The following is an 18,193-nucleotide window of genomic DNA, read 5'->3' as shown; positions in this document are numbered from 1 at the left end:
CTCCTCCCGGAACGGCCGTCAGGCCGTGTCCGGGAATCGTCGGCAGGAGGGAGAGGGATGACGGCTCTACGCCACGCAGCTGAGAAAACCCTTTTCCAGCGCCGCCGCATCCAGCTGGCGGCCGATGAAGACGATGCGGCTCACCTTCGCCTCGTCCGCGCGCCAGGGACGCTGGTGGTCGCCGTCGAGGATCATGTGCACGCCCTGGAACACGAAGCGGTCCGCATCGTCCTTGAAGGCGAGAATGCCCTTGGAGCGCAGGATATTGGCGCCCTCGCGCTGGGTCAGTTCCTGGATCCACGGAAAGAACTTGTCCGGGTCCAGCGGCTTGTCGGTGGCGAAGGAATAGGAGCGCATGTCCTCGTCATGGAAGTGGCGGTGGCCGCCTTCCAGAAAGTCCGGATCGATGGCGGTGATGCGGTCGAGGTCGAACGCCCCCTGCCCCAGCACCTTGTCGATGGCGATCTCGGAACGCTGCGTATGGTGGATGCGGGCGAAGGGGTTGATGGCGCGGATGCGCATCTCCACGTCCTTCAGCTCGGTCTCCGTCACCAGATCGGTCTTGTTGAGCAGGATCACGTCGGCGAAGGCGATCTGGCTCTTGGCCTCGGGCGCGTCCTTCAACCGGTCCTTCAGCCATTTGGCGTCGGCCACCGTCACCACCGCATCGAGCGCGGTCTTGGCGCCCACCGTCTCGTCGACGAAGAAGGTCTGGGCGACCGGGGCCGGGTCGGCGAGGCCAGTGGTCTCGATGATGATGCCGTCAAAGTCGTTCTTGCGGCGCAGCAGGCCGTCGATGATGCGGATCAGGTCCCCGCGCACGGTGCAGCAGATGCAGCCGTTGTTCATCTCGAACACTTCCTCATCGGCGCCGACCACGAGGTCGTTGTCGATGCCGATCTCGCCGAATTCGTTGACGACGACGGCGAATTTCTTGCCGTGCGGCTCGGAGAGGATGCGGTTGAGCAGCGTGGTCTTGCCGGCGCCGAGATAGCCGGTCAGCACGGTGACGGGGATTTTGGACGAAGCCGCTTCGGGCATGGTGAACTCCAGTGGTCGTCTCAAATGCGTCATCCCGGACGCCGCATTGCGGCGAACCGGGATCGCGTGTTCCGTTCACATTTCCCGCCGATCCCGGTCCGGCCAGCGGCCGGCCGGGATGCGGGGGGCCCCGCGTCAGCTCGACAGGGCCGAGGAGAGCTGGGTGATGTTGTTTTTCATCATGTCGATGTAGGTGCTCGCCGGGCCCTTGTCATCGGAGAGCGCGTCGGAAAACAGCTCGCCGCCGATCTTCGCCTGGGTCTCCTTGGCGATGCGCTTGACGAGGCGCGGGTCGGAGATGTTCTCCATGAACACCGCCGGAATGTTCTCGGCCTTGATCTGGCGGATGATGCGGGCAACGTCCTTGGCGGAGGCTTCCGATTCCGTCGACACGCCCTGCGGCGCGATGAACTCGACGCCATAGGCGGCGCCGAAATAGCCGAACGCATCATGCGAGGTGATGATGCGGCGCCGGCTCTCCGGGATCGCCGCCATCGCCGCCTTCACCTGCGCGTCCAGCGCCTCCAGCTTGGCGGTATAGGCGCTCGCATTGGCCTCATACGCGGCTTTGCCGGCGGGATCGGCAGCGATCAGCGCGTCGCGGATATTGGCGACATAGATCTCCGCATTGGCCACCGACTGCCAGGCGTGCGGGTCGGTGCCGCCATGGTCGTGGTCATGTTCGCCCTTCTTGGCGTGGTCGTGGTCGTGATCCTTGTGGCCCTGCGCGGCGTGGTCGTCCTCATCCTCATCCGCCATTTCGCGCGGGGTGATGCCCTTGGTGGCGACAACGATCTCCGCCTTGGTGCCGGACGCCTTCACCAGCCGGTCGATCCAGCCCTCGAAGCCGAGGCCGTTGACGAAGACGATCTGGGCGCTCGCGACTTTCTTGGCGTCGGCCGGCGCGGGCTGGAACACATGAGCATCGCCATTGGGGCCGACGAGAGTGGTGACCGAGACACGATCACCACCGACTTCCTTAACGAAGTCGCCCAAGATGGAGAAGGAGGCGACGACGGGAATCTTCTTTGCGGCCTCCTGCGCGGCGGCGGGCAGCGCGAGGGGAAGCGACAGGCCGAGCGCGAGCGCGCCGGCGACAGCAAGGCGGCGGGTGAGCATGGGGGGCTCCTTCAGGCTTCGAGATGGCGTTGCGGCAGGAAGCGGGGCAGAAGCCCGCCCACCGGCCCGAACAGAACGGACAGCGCATAGGCGCCGCCGGCGACGAGGATGATGGCGGGCCCGGAGGGCACGCCGGAATGATAGGAAACCAGCAGCCCCAGCACGCCGGAGCCGCAGGCGATCAGCACCGAGACGCCGACCAGCGCCGTTAGTTCGCGGGTCCAGAACCGGCCGGCGGCGGCGGGCAGCATCATCAGCCCCACCGCCAGCAGCGTGCCCAGCGCATGGAAGCCACCGACGAGGTTCATCACCACCAGCGCCAGGAAGATCAGATGGGTCGGCGCCCCTGCACGGCTCACCGAGCGCAGAAAGCCGGGGTCGACGCTCTCCAGCACCAGCGGGCGCCAGGCCAGCGCCAGCGCCACCAGCGTCAGGCTGGAAATGGAGACGATGAGCAGCAGCGTCGCGTCATCGAGCGCCAGCACCGTGCCGAACAGCACATGCAGCAGATCGACATTGGAGCCGCGCAGTGACACGAGAAGCACGCCGAGGGCCAGCGAGATGAGGTAGAAGGCAGCCAGCGCGGCGTCCTCCTTCATCTGCGTCGCCCGCGCCACCGCGCCGGCGCCAAGCGCCACCGCGAAGCCTGCCACCAGCCCGCCCACCGTCATGGCGAACAGGTTCAGCCCGGCGGCGAGGAAACCGACCGCCGCCCCGGGCAGGATGGCGTGGGCCATGGCGTCGCCGGCGAGACTCATGCGGCGCAGCATCATCAGCACGCCGATGGGACCGGCGCCGATGCCGAGCGCGAGCACGCCCACCAGCGCGCGGCGCATGAAATCGAATTCGGCAAAGGGGGCGATGAGCAGATCGTAGATCACGCCGCCCTCCCCGCCGCCGTCGCCTTGAGCGATGGAGCGCAGGCCGGCGCATCCTCGTCCCATGCCTCGCACATGCGGCGGGCTTCGGCGAGGTTGGCGGGGGTGAGCACCTCGCCGGTGGCACCCCAGGCGACCGCCTCGCGGGCGAGCAGCAGCGTGCGGGGGAAATGCCCGCGCACCAGCTCGAAATCGTGCAGCACGGCGATGACGGTGCGGCCTTCGCCGTTCCAGCGCTTCACCAGCGCGGTGAGATCGGTGATGGTGCCGGCATCGAGCGCGGTGAAGGGCTCGTCGAGCAGCAGCAGCCGCGCATCCTGCAGCAGCAGGCGGGCGAACAGCGCGCGCTGCATCTGCCCGCCCGACAGCGTGCCGATGGGGCGCGCCTCGAAGCCTTCCAGCCCGACGGCGGCGAGCGCCTCCTCGATCCGTACCCGGTCGGCGCGGCTGATGCCGCCGAAGAGGCCGGCGCGCCGCCACAGTCCCATGGAGACGAGATCGTAAACGTCGATCGGGAAGGAGCGGTCGACTTCCGCCGCCTGCGGCAGATAGGCGATGTCCCGCGCCGCAATATGGCCCTCGATGCGCCCGGTGAGCGGCGACAGCACGCCGGCAATGCCCTTGAGCAGGGTGGACTTTCCCGCGCCGTTCGGCCCGCAGATGGCAAGCAGGTCGCCCTCGGCCACCTCGCCGTCGAGATGGTGCACCGCCGGGTGGCGGTCATAGCCGAGGGTAAGATTGCGGAAGGCCAGCACGTTTCCCATCACGCGCCCACCCCGATCACCGCCAGCGCCATGGCCCACAGCACGGCCGCCAGCGGCAGCGCGATGGCGAGGCGCTGCAGGGCGGAGAGCCGCAGCAACGAGAAGCCCGGCCGGGCCGGCGGATGCCGCTCGCCCGCCGCATGCGAATGATGGCGGTGCAGATGCGCGCCGCCCTCCCGGGCATCGGCAGGGGAATGGGTCTGCGCATGGCCGTGATCGTGATCGTGACCATGCGCGTGGCCCGGAGAATGAGCGTGCCCGTGCCCCCCCGCGCCGGCCTTTCCACGTCCCTCCGGAGGGGCGGATATGTGGGCGTGGTCGTGCAGGCGGATGGGGGCGACGGACATGCTCAAACTCCAGACCCGGAATTGATACTGTATATCGGCATTGCCCGTCCAGCAGAAAGATACAGTGTATCAAATCCTTGACGGTGCGTCAGCGGCTAGCCTCATTGCGCGAGTGGTGCCCGTCGAATTGATGGGACGACCCGTCTCGACGGCGCGCCCGCAGCGACCTATGAGAAGGCGCCTTTCTGCCCGCCGGCCTTGCCGGCCCGTCGACCTGGAGCCGTTGGAGCCCATTCATGGATATTTCGCGCATTTCGGTCGGGCCCAACCCGCCTGACGAAGTCCACGCCATCATCGAAATCCCCGCCGGCGGCGCGCCGGTGAAATACGAGATCGACAAGGAATCGGGCGCGCTGTTCGTCGACCGCTTCCTGCACACGCCGATGTTCTATCCCGGCAATTACGGCTTCGTGCCGAACACGCTCGGCGATGACGGCGACCCGATCGACGTGATCGTGCTCTCGCCCATCCCGCTGCTGGCCGGCTGCGTCATCGCCTGCCGCCCGGTCGGCGTGCTGATGATGACCGACGAGAAGGGCGGCGACGAGAAGATCCTCGCCGTGCCGGCGGACTCGGTCTATCCCTACCACTCCAAGATCAAGACCTATGCCGACCTGCCGGAGCTCGTCATCGAGCAGATCGGCCACTTCTTCACCCATTACAAGGATCTGGAGAAGGGCAAGAAGGTCTCGGTTGCCGGCTGGGAAGGTCCCGAGCGCGCGCGCGAGCTGATCCTCAAGGCGATCGCCGCCTATAAGTGAGCGCCGCACTTCCCGGTGTGTGAGAATATGAAAGGCCCGGCCCTGTCCGGGCCTTTCGGCTGTCAGGCCCCGGCCGCTTCCGGAGCGTCGACATAGCCCATCTGCGCCAGCGCCCGCTGCACGCCGACCGTGAGCGTCACGCCCTCGCGGGCCGCGCGTTCGCGGTTGACCAGCCGGCGCGTTCCCGGCAGCCGCGCGCCAGGCTCGCTCTCGATGGTGAGCGCCAGGCGCTCGAGATGGTCGAGATAGGCATCGCCCGCCAGCAGGCCGGGATTGATGGCGATCACGACATGGCCGACCGAGGCCGGCGGCCCCTCGCCGGTGAAGAAGCTCGGCGCGTCGAAGGAGAAGGTGGAAGCGGTGAGCGCCGCCGCCATCACCTCGACGACGAAGGCGAGCGCCGTGCCCTTGGCCTCGCCCATCGGCACCATGGTGCCGGCGAGCCCCGCCTTGGCGTTGGTGGTCGGGTTGCCCTCGCGGTCGAAGGCCCAGCCCGGGGGAATCGCGTCTTCGCCGCGCTGCACGGCGGCGAGCAGATTGCCGCGCGCCACCTTGGCGACGGAGAGGTCCACCACCGCCGGCGCCCTTCCCTTCAGCGGCGTGGCGAAGGCGATGGGGTTGGTGCCGAACACTGGTCGCTTCCCGCCCCAGGGCGCGATGGAGGCCGAGGCGTTGGAAAAGGCGAGACCGACGAGACCTTCATTCGCCAGCGTCTCCACCGGCTGGCCGGCGACGCCGAAATGGCTTGAGCGCCGCACCGCCATCAGCGCCACCCCGCTCGCCCGCGCCATCGCCGCCAGCGAGGGCAGGCCATGGGCGAGGGCGGGATAGGCGAAGCCGTTGCCGGCATCCACCGCCAGCACCGCCGGAGCGACCGGCCGCATCCGCGGCACCGCGTGGCCGTCGATCTTGCCGGCGGCGACCATGGCGCTGTAGCTCGGCAGCCGGGTCAGGCCATGGGTGGCGAGCCCGTCCGCCTCGGCGCGCACCAGCGCATCGGCGGTCACGTGGGCGTTGCCCGGCGCCGCGCCGAAGCGCTCCAGCACCCGCGTTGCATAGGCGCGGGCAGCGTCAAGCGAGAGAGGGCGGGAATGGAACGCCGCCCGCGCGACCGAGCCTTCCATCAGCGGGCCACCCCGCCGCGCGGCCCCGCCGGCAGCCGCGACAGATCGAAACGATGGACATCGCCGAGCAGTTCGACAAAGGCCCGCGCGCCATAGAGGGCGCAGACCTCGCCCTTCTCAAGGCTCGCCTCGGTGGCATCGCCCATCGCGCCGGTGGGCTGGATATCCTGCGCCATCCAGCCGAACCCGGCCGGCGAGCCCGCGCGCAGAAAGGCGAATTCCTGCTCCATGGCCAGCGTCACCGGGGGAAAGTCGCGCACCTCGTCAACCCGCACCGTATCGGGCCGGAAGGCGAGCATGAGCGAGGTCTCCACCCCGCCGGCATGGATGCCGTGCTGGCGTTCCTGCGCGGTGAACAGGCCCTCAGGATAGCCGAAGCGATGCCAGGAGACCATGACGGCCAACATGCCGAGCCGCGCCCGCAATTCGCGCGCCACGATGTCCAGAATCGGCACATTGCCGCCATGGGAGTTGACGATCACCAGCTTGCGAACCCCGGCGCGGTGCACGCTCTCGCCGATCTCGGTCCAGGCGCGGATCACCGTCTCTGCCGAAAGCGTCAGCGTTCCGGGAAAATCGAGATGCTCGTTCGACTTGCCGATGGCCTGCATGGGCAGGAACAGGGCGGGAATATCCTCCGGCAGCAGCCGCGCCACTTCCTTGAGATAGCCCTCGCCGATGAAGGCGTCGACGCCCACCGGCAGATGCGGCCCGTGCTGTTCCACCGCCGCCACCGGCAAGACGGCGATCCAGTTCTCCGTGTCGCCCTGGGCGAAATCGGTCCAGCTGAGTTCGGTCCAGAAGCGTTTGGGGGGCATGGCACGGCTCCGGTCGTTGCTGGCGGCGTTCTAGGCTCAATCCCGCCGGGCCGCCAGCGCCTCGATTTCCACCTTGAACGCCGGCCGGGCGAAGCCGGAGACGATCATCAGCGTCGAGGCCGGCGGCGGGGCGGCGATGAAACGGTCGCGTGCCGCCATGTAGCCGGCGAGATAAGCCCGGTCGGTGACATAGGCGTTGAGCCGCACAATGTCGGCGCGCCCCATGCCGGCCTCGGTGAGGCAGGCCTCGATGGCGGCGAAGCACAGCGCGGCCTGCTCTTCCACCCCGTCGGGAATGGCGTCGTCCGGGGTGATGCCGAGCTGGCCGGAGACCAGCAGCAGCCGGGCGCCGGCGGGGATTTCCACCGCATGGCTGTAGCGGGCGAAAGGGGCGCGGATGGCGGACGGCACGAAATGGCGAAGCATGGGGTCTCTCCGGTTCCGCCGGGCCGAAGGCGGGCGATGCTGCGCATGCACAGTTCTCTCGCGACAGCATATGTGCATGGCGATTAAGCTCGCCTATCATGAGGGCATGGGTTCCGTCACGCACCGCCCTTGTTAGCCCGGATGGAGATTTCGATGCGCCCGCGTCTGCCGCGCTTGCGTTCCCTCTTCCCTCGCGCCGCGCTGGGTGCGCTGGCCCTCGCCACTCTGCTCACGGCCGCTCCGGCGCGCGCCGCGGACAAGGTGACCTTCGGCACCAATTGGGTCGCCCAGGCCGAGCATGGCGGCTTCTACCAGGCGGTGGCCGATGGCACCTATGCGAAATACGGGCTCGACGTCACCATCATGCCCGGCGGCCCGCAGGCCAATAACCGGCTGCTGCTGCCAGTGGGCAAGATCGACTTCTACATGGGCGCCAACATGCTGCAGGCGATCTCCTCGGTGGTGGAGAACATCCCCACCGAGGTCGTCGCCGCCATGTTCCAGAAGGACCCGCAGGTCCTCATCGCCCATCCCGACGTGACGCAGTTCGAGCAGCTGAAGACACGGACGCTGTTCATCTCCAAGGAGGGGCTGGCGAGCTACTACCAGTGGCTGATCGCCGATTACGGCTTCAGCGAGAACCAGGTGAAGCCCTACACCTTCAACGCCGCGCCCTTCCTCGTCGACAAGAACAGCGCCATGCAGGGCTACATCACCTCCGAGCCTTATGCGGTGGAACAGCAGGGCGGGTTCAAGCCGAGCCTGTTCCTGCTCGCCGATTACGGCTTCGAGACCTACGCCACCACCATCGAGACCCGCACCGAGCTGGTGAAGCAGAATCCCGACCTCGTGCAGCGCTTCGTCGATGCCTCGATCATCGGCTGGTACAATTATCTCTATGGCGACAATGCCAAGGCCAATGCCCTGATCAAGCAGGACAACCCGGAGATGACCGACGCCATGATCGCCTTCTCCATCGCCAAGATGAAGGAATATGGCATCGTCGATTCCGGCGACACGACCACGCTCGGCATCGGCGCGATGAGCGATGCGCGGATGAAGGCGTTCTACGACAAGATGGTGAAGGCCAAGGTGCTGGCGCCGGGCATCGACTACGCAAAATCCTACACGCTGCACTTCGTCAACAAGGGCGTCGGCAAGGAGCTGGCGCCGAAATGAGGCGTGCCTCGCCCCCTGCTCGCCGCGCGAGCCCGGCATGAACGCGCACCCGTCGGACATCGCACCGCGCCCGGCCGGCGAAGGCGCGCCGCTGCTGCGCCTGTCCGGCGTCGGCAAACGCTTTGCCAACAGCGTCACCTCGCTGGAGGGGCTGGATATGGAGGTCCGCGCGGGCGAGTTCGTCTCGCTGCTCGGCCCCTCCGGCTGCGGCAAGTCGACCGCGCTGCGGCTCATCGCCGGCCTCGCCGAGCCGAGCGAGGGCCGGCTCGACTGGGCCGCGGACGAAAAGGCCCGGCGCGCGCAGCATCCCCACGCCATCGGCTTCGTGTTTCAGGAGCCCACGCTGATGCCCTGGGCCAGCGTGTTCGGCAATGTCCATCTGCCGCTGAAACTCGCCGGGGTCGGCCGGCGCGCGGCTGAGCCCGCCATCATGGAAGCGCTGGAACTGGTGGGCCTTTCCGCCTTCCGCGATGCCTATCCGCGCGAGCTCTCCGGCGGCATGAAAATGCGGGTTTCCATCGCCCGCGCGCTCGTCACCAAGCCGCGCCTGCTCCTGATGGACGAGCCCTTCGCCGCGCTGGACGAGATCACCCGCTTCAAGCTCAACAATGATCTGCTGGAGGTGTGGCGGCGCCTCAACTGCACCATCGTCTTCGTCACCCATTCGGTGTTCGAATCGGTCTATCTCTCCTCGCGCATATTGGTCTTCCGCGCCCGCCCCGGACGCGTCTCGGCGGAACTGTCCATCGCGCCGGACCAGCCGCGCGACGAAGCCTTCCGCACCTCGCCGGAATATGCGGCGCTCTGCCGCGAAACCTCCCTCGCCCTCGCCCGGGCGATGGACGCGCACTAGCGGGGGCGGGCATGGCCACCTCGCCGCTGCGCTGGCTGCTCCCCCTCGGCGTGCTGGCGGCACTCATCCTCGGCTGGGAAGCGGTGGTGAAGCTCAACAACCTGCCGCCCTATGTTCTGCCGGCCCCGGACGCGGTGCTGGCGACGCTGGTCAAGGACCGCGCGGTGCTGTTCGCCTCCATGCTGGTGACGCTGCAAACCACGCTGGTCGCGCTGGCGCTGGCCGTGGTCGGCGGCGTCGCCTTGGCGCTGCTGTTCGCCAGCGCCCGCATCGTGGAATTCTCGCTGTTCCCCATCGCTGTCATTCTGCAGGTGACGCCCGTCATCGCCGTGGCGCCGCTGATGCTGATCTACCTCTCCACCGACAGCGCGGTGCTGCTCTGCGCCTGGATCGTCGCCTTCTTCCCGGTACTGTCCAACACCACGCTGGGGCTGAACTCGGTGGACCCGAACCTGCGCGACCTGTTCCGCCTCTCCGGCGCCTCGCGCTGGCAGACGCTCATCCAGCTCAAGCTGCCCACCGCCCTGCCCTATTTTCTCGGCGGGCTGCGCATTGCCGGCGGGCTGGCGCTGATCGGCGCGGTGGTCGGCGAGATCGCCGCCGGCTCGGCCGGGCAAGGGTCGGGCCTCGCCTTCCGCATCGTCGAATCGGCCTATCGGCTCAATATTCCGCGCCTGTTCGCGGCGCTTCTCCTCATCTCGCTCACCGGCATCCTCATCTATGCCGCGCTGAGCCTGCTGTCCTGGCTGGTGCTGCGGCGCTGGCACGAGAGCGAACTGGGTGGCCGGACGTGACGTTTGATCTGAAAGCCCCGCCGGCCGCCTACATTCTCGGCCCTGTGCGGGCGCCCGCCTGTCTCGTGCCGTCCTTTGCCGGGACGGCGGATGCGGAAGGGTTGGTGGCGCTCGACATCGCCGTGGAAGGGGCGCGCCTCGCCCGCCTCGCCCCGGCCGGCGCGCTTGTCGAGGCCGGCCCCCGGCTCGGCCTCTCGGGCGGGCTGGTGCTGCCTGGCCTTGTGGACATCCACACCCATCTCGACAAGGGTTTCATCTGGAAGCGCGCGCCGAACCCCGACGGCAGTTTCGACGGCGCGGTGAACGCGGTGAACGCGGATCGCGCCGCGCACTGGACCGAGGAGGACATAAGCCGGCGCTTCGATTTCGGCCTGCGCTGCGCCTATGCCCATGGCACGGTGGCGATCCGCACCCATCTCGATTCCGAAGGGCCGCGCGCCGCCGGCGCGTGGCGGGTCTTCGCGCGGATGCGCGAGGCTTGGCGCGGGCGGATCGACCTGCAGGCGGTGGGGCTGATCGCCATCGACCGCGTGCTCGACGATTCGGCCTTCACGCCGTTTCTGGATCTGGTGCGCACTCATGGCGGCCGTCTCGGCGCCTATACCTATCTCACCCCGAACCTCGAAGCCGGCCTTGCCCGGCTGTTCGACGCGGCCGAGCGCTTCGGCCTCGGGCTCGACCTGCATGTGGACGAGCGCGACCGCGAGGGGCGCGGGCTCGACCTCCTGGCGCGCATGACGCTGGAGCGCCGCTTCGAGGGACCGATTCTCGCCGGCCATTGCTGCGCGCTCGCGGTGAAGGGGGAGGACGAGATCGACCGCACGCTCGACCTTGTGGCGCAGGCCGGCATTGCCGTCGTTTCGCTGCCCATGTGCAACCTCTATTTGCAGGACCGCCAGTCCGGCCGCACCCCGCGCTGGCGCGGCGTCACCCTGCTGCAGGAAATGAGGGCGCGCGGCATCCCGGTCATGGTGGCGAGCGACAATACCCGCGATCCCTTCTACGCCTATGGCGATCTCGACCTCGCGGAAGTCTATCGCGAAGCCGCCCGCATCGCCCATCTCGACCATCCCCATGGCGACGGGCCGGCGCTCATCTCCCGCGCCCCGGCGGCGCATATGGGCGTGGAGGCCGGCACGCTGGCCGAGGGTTCGCCCGCCGATCTCTCGCTTTTTCCCGCGCGCAGCCTCAATGAATGGCTCGCCCGCCCTCTGGCGGGGCGCACCGTGCTCAGGGCAGGCCGCGCCATCGACACCATGCCGCCCGATTATGCCGAGCTGGACGATTTGATGGAGCGCCCGCGTGACCTATGACATCGCCGCCCTCAAGGCCCGGCTGGCGGGCATCCGGCTTGAGGACAATCCGGCCGTGCTGCGGCAGAAGAGCCGTGATTTCTACTGGTACTCGCCGACGTTGAAGCGCCAGCTCGACGGCGTTGTCGGCGACATCCTCGCCGCTCCGACCAGCGAGGAGGAGGTGCTGCGCATCCTCGCCGCCTGCTTTGAACTCGGCATACCCGTCACCCCGCGCGGCACGGGTACCGGCAATTACGGGCAGGCCATGCCGCTGGCGGGCGGGCTGGTGCTCGATCTCTCCGGCCTCGACAAGGTGCTCGACATCGCCCCCGGCCGGGTGCGGGCGCAGGCCGGCGCCCTGCTGGCGGACATCGACGCCGCCTGCGCAATGAGCGGGCAGGAACTGCGCCTGCACCCTTCCACCTACCGCACCGCCTCGCTGGGCGGCTTCATCGCCGGCGGTTCGGGCGGGGTCGGCTCGATCAGCTGGGGTGGGCTGCGCGACCTCGGCAACATCCTCTCGCTGCGCCTCGCCACCATGGAGGCAAAGCCGCGCCTCCTCACCCTGACCGGGGAGGAGGTGCAGAAGGTCGCCCACGCCTATGGCACCAACGGCATCATCCTCGACATCGAGATGCCGCTCGCGCCGGCCTATGACTGGACCGAGGCCATTATCGGCTTTTCGGACTTCAACGAGGCCGCCGCCTATGCCAACGCGCTGGGCGAACAGGACGCGCTGCTGAAGAAGCTCGTTTCCGTCATCGCCGCGCCCATTCCGCAACTGAGTTTCCTGCGCCATCGCCCCTTCCTGCCGGAGGGCCGGCACATCGTGCTGGTGATGCTGGCGCCGATGGGCCGCGCGGCGTTCGAGGGCTTCACCGCCCGCTGGGGCGGGGAAATGCTGTTCCGCTCCGATCGGCTGCCGCCGGAGGAGCGGAAGGGCCTGCCGCCGCTCTACGAGCTGGCCTGGAACCACACGACGCTGCGGGCGCTGCGGGTCGACCCCGCCATCACCTATCTGCAGACGCTCTATCCCTTTCCGCACCAGCTGGGGCTGGTGGCGAAGGTGCATGCCTTGCTCGGCGAGGAAGTGCCGGCGCATCTCGAATTCGTGCGCTTCGACGGCAAGGTCACCTGTTTCGGCCTGCCGCTCGTGCGCTTCAGCTCCGAGGAGCGGCTTGAGGAAATCGTCGCCCTGCATGAGGAACTGGGCATCCCGGTGTTCAATCCGCACCGCTACACGCTGGAGGAAGGCGGCATGAAGCAGACCGACCCGGCGCAGCTCGCCTTCAAGCGCCAGGCGGACCCGCGCGGCCTGCTCAACCCCGGCAAGATGATCGCCTGGGAGAATCCCGACTTCGACTTTGCCACCGGCCGCACCTATCTGTTCCCCGGGCTGGAAGGCCGAAGCACGGGAGAGGCCAGCTGATGCGCGCGCTTGTCGTCTATTGCCACCCGGTGGCGGAGAGCTTCACCGCCGGCGTCCGCGACGCGGTTATTAGGGGGCTGATGGCCGCCGGCCATGAGGTGGACCTGCTCGACCTCTATGGCGAGGGCGTCGATCCGGTGATGGGCCGCGAGGAGCGGCTCGCCTATCACGAGCCCGGCCTCAACACGGTCCGCATCGCCGGTCATCTCGAACGGGTGAAGCAGGCCGACGCCCTCATCTTCGTCGCGCCCACCTGGTGGTACGGCCCTCCCGCCATGCTCAAGGGCTGGTTGGAGCGGGTACTGGTGCCGCACGAAACCTTCGGCATGCCCAAGCCCTTTCGCTCGCTGGAACGCCGGCTGACCAATATCCGCGTGCTGGCGGCGGTGAGTTCGCTCGGTTCGCCCTGGTACTGGTGGCTGTGGATCGGCCAGCCCGGCCGGCGCATCCTGCTCGACGGCATTGGCGGCATCATCCACCCGCGCGCGCGCAAGCTTTGGCTGGCGCTGCACAGCATGGATTCCGCCAGTGCCGAGCGCCGCGCCGCCTTCCTGGCCAAGGTCGAGGCCCGTTTCGCCCGGCTCTGACGCCGCGCGCCCTCTTTGCCGGGCGATCTTTCGCTGGCATCGGTGTTTGTGTCACGGCAATGCGTTATTTTCGCATTAGATAATGGTACCGTGGCGTGCATTGGATGGCAGGGACGCCCATGAAGGACGGCTTCGACAAGAAGATTGGCCAGCGGCTGCATCACGTCGCGCGGCTTCAGCGCGCTCTGGCGGCACGGCGCCTTCAGGATGTCGGGCTGTTTCCCGGTCAGGAAACGGTACTCAAGCTGCTCTGCGAAAGTGACGGCCGCACCATGAGCGAGCTGGCCGCCGCCCTGAAGGTGCGCCCGCCTACCGCGTCGAAGACGGTCGGCCGCCTCTCCGCGCAAGGGCTGCTGGTGCGCCGCGCCTCCGAGGGCGATGCCCGGCTGGTGCGGGTGCATCTGACCGAGGAAGGTCGCCACCGCGCCGAGGCGATCGACGCCATTTCCGACTCCATCGAAGACACGATGACCGCCGGCCTCGACGGCAAGGACCGCAGGCGTTTCCGCAAGATGCTGCGCAAGATCGACCGCAACCTCTCCGCCCAGCTCGGCGCCGCGACGACCGAGGCGGACGAGGACGCCGAGGACGCGGCCGAGGAAGAGACCGCCTGAACGCGAAAGGCGCCTTCCGCCGAATCGGGCTTGAAACCGGCCCGGCTTTGGTGAGGAATGTCGGCCCCTTTCCGCGCAGGAGTGTCCCATGTCCGGCCGCCCAGACCTTCTCCAGACCGGCCCGATGATGGGCATGATCGAGGCGCAGCTGAACGAGCACTTCACGGTTCACCGGCTCGACGCGCCGGACGCCGAGCTGATGCTGACGGAGGTCGGCCCGCGCATCCGCGCCGTCGCCACCGGCGTCGGTTCCACCGGCGGCGGTGCCCGCCGGGTGACCGAGGCGCTGATGGCCCGTTTGCCGGCGCTGGAAATCGTCGCCAATTTCGGCGTCGGCTATGATTCTGTGGATGCCGAGGCGGCCGGCCGGCGCGGCGTGGTGGTCACCAACACCCCCGGCGTGCTCGACGACGAGGTGGCCGACCTCACCGTCGGCCTGCTGCTCGCCACCATCCGCCAGATTCCCCAGGCCGAGCGGCATCTGCGCGAGGGCAAGTGGCCCGCCGGCGGCTTCCCGCTCACCGCCACCCTGCGCGACCGCACGCTCGGCATTGTCGGCATGGGCCGCATCGGCCGCGCCATCGCCCGCCGGCTGGAAGGCTTCGGCCGGCCCATCGCCTATCACAGCCGCCGTCCCGTCGCGGATGTGCCCTATACCCATTATCCCGAGCTGGTCGCGCTGGCGAAGGATGTCGACGCGCTCATCGTCATCGTGCCGGGCGGGCTCGAAACCGACCGCATGATCAATGCCGAGGTGCTGGCGGCGCTCGGCCCGAAGGGCGTGCTGATCAATGTCGCGCGCGGCTCGGTGGTGGACGAGCCGGCGCTGGTGAAGGCCTTGGAAGACGGCACCATCGCCGCCGCCGGGCTCGACGTGTTCGCCAACGAGCCGCATGTCCCGGAAGCGCTGATCGGCATGGACAATGTCGTGCTGCTGCCGCATGTCGCCTCCGCCACCCATGTCACGCGCAACGCCATGGGCCAGCTTGTGGTCGACAACCTCCTCGCCTGGGCGGCGGGCAAGCCGGTGCTGACCCCGGTGCCGGAGACGCCCGTGAAGCCGGCCGGCTGAGGGCGACGCCCATGCCGGCGCCCCGCCGCCTCGCCCGCTGCCGCCCGCGTGTCGGCGCCGGAGCCCTCGCGCTTGCCGTCGCGCTTGCCGTCGCGGCACCGGCGCGCGCGCAGGAGAGCGACATTCCCGCGCCGGCCTCGCTCGCGGCCGACTACCGGCTGACCAATGCCGATGGCGACCGGATGTGTCTTCTCACCCTGTCCGAAAAACCGCAGGGCCGAGCCCGCAGCCCGGCGCGCTTCGAGGTCGCCCTCGACCGGCAGGCCTGCGCCGGCGCCATCCTGTTCAGTGTCGACATCGCTTCCTGGTCGCCCGGCCCCGGCAATGCCATCCGGCTGCAGGGGCCGGATGGCGCGCTGGTGGCGGAGTTTACTGAGGGCGTCGGCGGCACCTGGGAGGCGCTGCGCGAGGGCGACGGGGTGTATTTCCTCGTCAATCCGCGCCTCGCCGATCCCGCGCTGCACGCCGCCGATCTCGTGGGGGTCTGGGACATGGCCGAGCAGGCGGGCAAGCCGCTGTGCCGGCTCGAACTCACCGATGCCGAGGCCGGCGGCGGCACTTTCCGCGCCCGGCTCGCCGCCGGCTGCCCGGCGCGGCTGGTGGCGCTGGCGCCGGATCGCTGGCGGCTCGACGGCGGCAGCCTGGTGCTGCTCACCGCGCGCGGCGAGGGCCTGCGCTTCGCCGCGCAGGAAGACGGCGGCTGGGAGAAAGTGCCGCCGGAAGAAGGAAAGCCGCTGCTGCTGAGCCGCCCCTGAGCCGCGCCGCTAGATGCGAGACTTTTGAACCATCTCCTGCTAGATGCCGTACCGGCAAGGTGGAGCTTGAACCGATGACGACCGATACGCCCCCCCGTGGCTTCTCGCGCCGCGCGCTGCTGGCCGGCACCGCCGCGACCTTGGGGGCGCTCGCCGCCCCGCCGCTGGCGGCACCGGCGCGGGCGCAGGCGCGCACCGGCAACCCCATCGAGGTTCTGGTGCTCGGCGCCGGCATGTCCGGCCTCACCGCGGCGCTTTCGCTGCAACGGCGCGGCCACAAGGTGACGGTGATCGAGCGGCAGGGACGCATCGGCGGCCGGCTGCTCTCCCTGCCCTTGGGCGATGGCATGTTCACCGAGGCGGGCGGCGGCCATTTCCGCTCCGACATGCCGCTGGTGCTGAACTATGTGCGCCATTTCAACCTGCCGCTGCTCAGCCTGAATGACGGGCTGCCGGTCTATATGGTGGACGGCAAGACGGCGAAATCCGCCGACATCACCAACTGGCCGTGGGACCTGACGGCGGAAGAGCGCAACGTCACCGTCTCCGCCAATCTCAACCGCTATCTGTTCCGCGCCGGGCTCGACACCAACACCGTGCTGAGCCCCGACTGGCCGGACGAGGACCTGCTCGACCGACTGGACGACATCACGCTGGAAGACCTGCTGCGGCCGGTGGGCGCCTCGCCCGCCTTCCTCAAGCTGCTCGCCGCCAATGCCGGGCTGTTCACCCCCTACGCGCAGACGCTCAGCATCATTCCCGATCTCGCCTATCATTTCGGCGATCAGAACGTGTTCCGCATCCAGGGCGGCAATAACCGCCTGCCGATGGCGATGGCCAATGCTCTCGGCCGTAGCAACATCGTGCTCGACGCGCAGGTGGTCCGCATCGACCAGACCGGCCCGCGCATTCGCGTCGGCACCAAGGACGGCAAGGAGTTCACCGGCGACGCCATCGTCTCTACCATCCCCTTCAGCGTGATGGACGAGGTCGAGGTCGCGCCCGCCTGGTCCGCCGGCAAGGCACGCATGTTCGCCGAGATGGAGTGGGACAAGACGGTCAAGGTCATCGTCAAGACCCGTGAACCGACCTGGCTCGCCCATAATGTGCGCGGCTGGCCGATGGCCGGCGGCGACCGGCCGTGGGAGCGCTTCATCGACATCACCGGCAACGAACCCGGCGGCCATGGCAGCGGTTTCCTCTACCTCAATGGCGAGAATGCCGACCGTGTGCTCGCCGCCCCGCGCGAGGTGCGCGCGCAGCAGGTGGTGGACCTCTTCCAGCAGGACCTGCCGGGCCTGCTCGGCGACGTCGTCAGCGTCAGCGATTTCGCCTGGAGCGAACAGCCCTGGATTCGCGGCTCCTTCGGCTCCACCCCGGTCGGCGGCGGCTGGATGGTGAAGGAATGGACCGCCCCGGAGGGGCGCATCCATTTCGCCGGCGATTTCACCACGCTGAAGACCGGCTGGGTGGAGGGCGCCATCGAATCCGGCCTGCGCGCCGCCCGGCAGATCGACCCGGAGGCGCGCCCGCTTTCCGGCGCGCGCTGACGGAGACGTCAGATCAGCCGCAGCCCGCGCAGGGAGGCGTGGCCGTCCTTGCCGACGATGATGTGGTCATGCACCTCGATGCCGAGCGGCTTGGCCACGTCGATGATGGTCTTGGTCATCTGGATGTCGGCATGGGACGGCGTGGGATCGCCGCTCGGGTGGTTGTGGACGAGAATGATCGCGCTCGCCGCCACTTCCAGCGCGCGCTTCACCACTTCGCGCGGATAGACGGGCGTGTGGTCTACCGTGCCGCGCTGTTGGACCTCGTCGAGGATGAGCTGGTTGCGCTTGTCGAGGAACAGGATGCGGAACTGTTCCTGCTCGACAAAGGCCATACTGGCCCGGCAATGGGCGATGACCGCGCTCCAGGAGGAGAGCACCGGGCGGGCGCGCACCTGTCCCCGTGTCACCCGCTCCACCGCCGCGCCGATCAGCTTCAGCTCGGTGATGATGGCTTCGCCCACCCCCTTCACCTCGCGCAGCCGTCCGGGCGGGGCGCTGATCGCCTCGGCGAAGGAGCCGAAACGGTCGATCAGCGCCTTGGCGAGCGGCTTCACATCGGCGCGCGGCACGGCGCGGAACAGCACGAGTTCGAGCAGTTCGTAGTCCGGCAGCGCCTCCCCGCCCCCGCTGCGGAAGCGCTCGCGCAGCCGCTCGCGATGGCCGAGAAAATGCGGCTCCGCCTCGTCGAAGCCGGAAGGGGCGGCCGGCTCGCTTCCGGCGGACCCCGGCGCGGCCTCGCGGCCGCCGCTGCGCCCTGCTCCGTTGCGCGCCATGCCGGCCCCGG

20 protein-coding genes are annotated in these 18,193 nt (G+C 68.7%); 11 read left to right on the top strand and 9 right to left on the bottom strand.

Annotation, left to right across the window (positions count from 1 at the left end):
* Positions 1-66: 66 nt before the first annotated feature.
* The 5 genes from J2S75_RS15375 to J2S75_RS15355 form a co-directional block, all read right to left on the bottom strand.
* The gene (locus tag J2S75_RS15375) at positions 67-1,041 is read right to left on the bottom strand and encodes a CobW family GTP-binding protein (protein ID WP_244375077.1); all 975 of its coding nucleotides are present in this window, start codon (positions 1,039-1,041) and stop codon (positions 67-69) included.
* 135 nt (positions 1,042-1,176) lie between these two features.
* Positions 1,177-2,160 carry a metal ABC transporter substrate-binding protein gene (locus tag J2S75_RS15370; protein ID WP_307020926.1) on the bottom strand — a complete coding sequence of 328 codons (984 nt, stop codon included), beginning with the start codon at positions 2,158-2,160 and terminating at the stop codon, positions 1,177-1,179.
* 11 nt (positions 2,161-2,171) lie between these two features.
* Positions 2,172-3,041, bottom strand: a complete 870-nt coding sequence (locus tag J2S75_RS15365) for a metal ABC transporter permease (protein ID WP_307020924.1) — start codon at positions 3,039-3,041, stop codon at positions 2,172-2,174.
* A complete protein-coding gene (aztA, locus tag J2S75_RS15360; protein WP_307020922.1) occupies positions 3,038-3,802 on the bottom strand; it encodes a zinc ABC transporter ATP-binding protein AztA in 765 nt (254 codons plus the stop codon). Before aztA ends, J2S75_RS15365 begins: the two co-directional genes overlap by 4 nt.
* Entirely contained in the window at positions 3,802-4,149 is a 348-nt protein-coding gene (locus tag J2S75_RS15355; protein ID WP_307020921.1) for a hypothetical protein, read from the bottom strand. The genes aztA and J2S75_RS15355 overlap by 1 nt, the downstream gene beginning before the upstream one ends.
* A 236-nt stretch (positions 4,150-4,385) precedes the next feature.
* On the opposite strand from J2S75_RS15355, the gene ppa reads away from it, so the two are divergent.
* Positions 4,386-4,910 (top strand): inorganic diphosphatase, encoded by a 525-nt coding sequence (gene ppa, locus J2S75_RS15350; RefSeq protein WP_307020919.1) that lies wholly within the window; start codon positions 4,386-4,388, stop codon positions 4,908-4,910.
* 62 nt (positions 4,911-4,972) lie between these two features.
* On the opposite strand, the gene J2S75_RS15345 is transcribed toward ppa, so the two are convergent.
* From J2S75_RS15345 to J2S75_RS15335, 3 genes are read right to left on the bottom strand one after another with little or no spacing between them, the layout of a single operon-like run.
* Positions 4,973-6,034, bottom strand: a complete 1,062-nt coding sequence (locus tag J2S75_RS15345; protein ID WP_307020917.1) for an Ldh family oxidoreductase — start codon at positions 6,032-6,034, stop codon at positions 4,973-4,975.
* Positions 6,034-6,852: a creatininase family protein gene (locus J2S75_RS15340; protein ID WP_307020915.1), complete on the bottom strand. Its 819-nt coding sequence runs from the start codon at positions 6,850-6,852 to the stop codon at positions 6,034-6,036. Before J2S75_RS15340 ends, J2S75_RS15345 begins: the two co-directional genes overlap by 1 nt.
* Before the next feature lie 36 nt (positions 6,853-6,888).
* Positions 6,889-7,278: a RidA family protein gene (locus J2S75_RS15335; RefSeq protein ID WP_307020913.1), complete on the bottom strand. Its 390-nt coding sequence runs from the start codon at positions 7,276-7,278 to the stop codon at positions 6,889-6,891.
* Between the two features lie 153 nt (positions 7,279-7,431).
* On the opposite strand from J2S75_RS15335, the gene J2S75_RS15330 reads away from it, so the two are divergent.
* The 10 genes from J2S75_RS15330 to J2S75_RS15285 all read left to right on the top strand — a co-directional run bounded on the left by J2S75_RS15330 (position 7,432) and on the right by J2S75_RS15285 (position 17,406).
* Positions 7,432-8,457, top strand: coding sequence for an ABC transporter substrate-binding protein (locus J2S75_RS15330; protein ID WP_307020911.1), 1,026 nt, complete (start codon positions 7,432-7,434; stop codon positions 8,455-8,457).
* Positions 8,458-8,494: 37 nt separating this feature from the next.
* Complete coding sequence (locus J2S75_RS15325) at positions 8,495-9,310, top strand: ABC transporter ATP-binding protein (protein ID WP_307020909.1); 816 nt, start codon at positions 8,495-8,497, stop codon at positions 9,308-9,310.
* 11 nt (positions 9,311-9,321) lie between these two features.
* On the top strand, positions 9,322-10,104 hold the full coding sequence (locus J2S75_RS15320) for an ABC transporter permease (protein WP_307020907.1): 783 nt from the start codon (positions 9,322-9,324) through the stop codon (positions 10,102-10,104).
* A complete protein-coding gene (locus J2S75_RS15315; RefSeq protein ID WP_307020905.1) occupies positions 10,101-11,417 on the top strand; it encodes a cytosine deaminase in 1,317 nt (438 codons plus the stop codon). Before J2S75_RS15320 ends, J2S75_RS15315 begins: the two co-directional genes overlap by 4 nt.
* Positions 11,407-12,828 carry an FAD-binding oxidoreductase gene (locus J2S75_RS15310; RefSeq protein ID WP_307020903.1) on the top strand — a complete coding sequence of 474 codons (1,422 nt, stop codon included), beginning with the start codon at positions 11,407-11,409 and terminating at the stop codon, positions 12,826-12,828. The genes J2S75_RS15315 and J2S75_RS15310 overlap by 11 nt, the downstream gene beginning before the upstream one ends.
* The gene (locus tag J2S75_RS15305) at positions 12,828-13,415 is read left to right on the top strand and encodes an NAD(P)H-dependent oxidoreductase (protein WP_307020900.1); all 588 of its coding nucleotides are present in this window, start codon (positions 12,828-12,830) and stop codon (positions 13,413-13,415) included. Before J2S75_RS15310 ends, J2S75_RS15305 begins: the two co-directional genes overlap by 1 nt.
* A 119-nt stretch (positions 13,416-13,534) precedes the next feature.
* A complete protein-coding gene (locus J2S75_RS15300; RefSeq protein ID WP_307021322.1) occupies positions 13,535-14,029 on the top strand; it encodes a MarR family winged helix-turn-helix transcriptional regulator in 495 nt (164 codons plus the stop codon).
* Between the two features lie 88 nt (positions 14,030-14,117).
* Positions 14,118-15,101 carry a 2-hydroxyacid dehydrogenase gene (locus J2S75_RS15295; protein WP_307020898.1) on the top strand — a complete coding sequence of 328 codons (984 nt, stop codon included), beginning with the start codon at positions 14,118-14,120 and terminating at the stop codon, positions 15,099-15,101.
* Between the two features lie 11 nt (positions 15,102-15,112).
* A complete protein-coding gene (locus J2S75_RS15290; RefSeq protein ID WP_307020896.1) occupies positions 15,113-15,856 on the top strand; it encodes a protease inhibitor Inh/omp19 family protein in 744 nt (247 codons plus the stop codon).
* A 74-nt stretch (positions 15,857-15,930) separates the two neighbouring features.
* The gene (locus tag J2S75_RS15285) at positions 15,931-17,406 is read left to right on the top strand and encodes a flavin monoamine oxidase family protein (RefSeq protein WP_307020894.1); all 1,476 of its coding nucleotides are present in this window, start codon (positions 15,931-15,933) and stop codon (positions 17,404-17,406) included.
* A gap of 8 nt (positions 17,407-17,414) precedes the next feature.
* Here the strand turns inward: J2S75_RS15285 and radC are convergent, their stop codons facing one another.
* On the bottom strand, positions 17,415-18,182 hold the full coding sequence (gene radC, locus J2S75_RS15280) for a RadC family protein (RefSeq protein ID WP_244375059.1): 768 nt from the start codon (positions 18,180-18,182) through the stop codon (positions 17,415-17,417).
* Between the last annotated feature and the right edge of the window lie 11 nt (positions 18,183-18,193).

This window comes from Ancylobacter polymorphus (assembly GCF_030813495.1).
In the GTDB taxonomy this organism is placed as follows: Bacteria; Pseudomonadota; Alphaproteobacteria; order Rhizobiales; family Xanthobacteraceae; genus Ancylobacter; species Ancylobacter polymorphus.
The sequence above is the reverse complement of the archived record's forward strand: the minus strand, read 5'-3'. Positions and strand labels throughout refer to the sequence as shown.

What these genes read in the sequence shown, in the direction of transcription:
- J2S75_RS15285 (WP_307020894.1), top strand. Translation starts at nt 15,931, where the DNA reads ATGACGACCGATACGCCCCCCCGTGGCTTCTCGCGCCGCGCGCTGCTG.
- J2S75_RS15355 (WP_307020921.1), bottom strand. Translation starts at nt 4,149, where the DNA reads ATGTCCGTCGCCCCCATCCGCCTGCACGACCACGCCCACATATCCGCC.
- J2S75_RS15305 (WP_307020900.1), top strand. Translation starts at nt 12,828, where the DNA reads ATGCGCGCGCTTGTCGTCTATTGCCACCCGGTGGCGGAGAGCTTCACC.
- J2S75_RS15290 (WP_307020896.1), top strand. Translation starts at nt 15,113, where the DNA reads ATGCCGGCGCCCCGCCGCCTCGCCCGCTGCCGCCCGCGTGTCGGCGCC.
- J2S75_RS15295 (WP_307020898.1), top strand. Translation starts at nt 14,118, where the DNA reads ATGTCCGGCCGCCCAGACCTTCTCCAGACCGGCCCGATGATGGGCATG.
- J2S75_RS15340 (WP_307020915.1), bottom strand. Translation starts at nt 6,852, where the DNA reads ATGCCCCCCAAACGCTTCTGGACCGAACTCAGCTGGACCGATTTCGCC.
- ppa (WP_307020919.1), top strand. Translation starts at nt 4,386, where the DNA reads ATGGATATTTCGCGCATTTCGGTCGGGCCCAACCCGCCTGACGAAGTC.
- aztA (WP_307020922.1), bottom strand. Translation starts at nt 3,802, where the DNA reads ATGGGAAACGTGCTGGCCTTCCGCAATCTTACCCTCGGCTATGACCGC.
- J2S75_RS15320 (WP_307020907.1), top strand. Translation starts at nt 9,322, where the DNA reads ATGGCCACCTCGCCGCTGCGCTGGCTGCTCCCCCTCGGCGTGCTGGCG.
- J2S75_RS15370 (WP_307020926.1), bottom strand. Translation starts at nt 2,160, where the DNA reads ATGCTCACCCGCCGCCTTGCTGTCGCCGGCGCGCTCGCGCTCGGCCTG.
- J2S75_RS15300 (WP_307021322.1), top strand. Translation starts at nt 13,535, where the DNA reads ATGAAGGACGGCTTCGACAAGAAGATTGGCCAGCGGCTGCATCACGTC.
- radC (WP_244375059.1), bottom strand. Translation starts at nt 18,182, where the DNA reads ATGGCGCGCAACGGAGCAGGGCGCAGCGGCGGCCGCGAGGCCGCGCCG.
- J2S75_RS15375 (WP_244375077.1), bottom strand. Translation starts at nt 1,041, where the DNA reads ATGCCCGAAGCGGCTTCGTCCAAAATCCCCGTCACCGTGCTGACCGGC.
- J2S75_RS15330 (WP_307020911.1), top strand. Translation starts at nt 7,432, where the DNA reads ATGCGCCCGCGTCTGCCGCGCTTGCGTTCCCTCTTCCCTCGCGCCGCG.
- J2S75_RS15345 (WP_307020917.1), bottom strand. Translation starts at nt 6,034, where the DNA reads ATGGAAGGCTCGGTCGCGCGGGCGGCGTTCCATTCCCGCCCTCTCTCG.
- J2S75_RS15335 (WP_307020913.1), bottom strand. Translation starts at nt 7,278, where the DNA reads ATGCTTCGCCATTTCGTGCCGTCCGCCATCCGCGCCCCTTTCGCCCGC.
- J2S75_RS15325 (WP_307020909.1), top strand. Translation starts at nt 8,495, where the DNA reads ATGAACGCGCACCCGTCGGACATCGCACCGCGCCCGGCCGGCGAAGGC.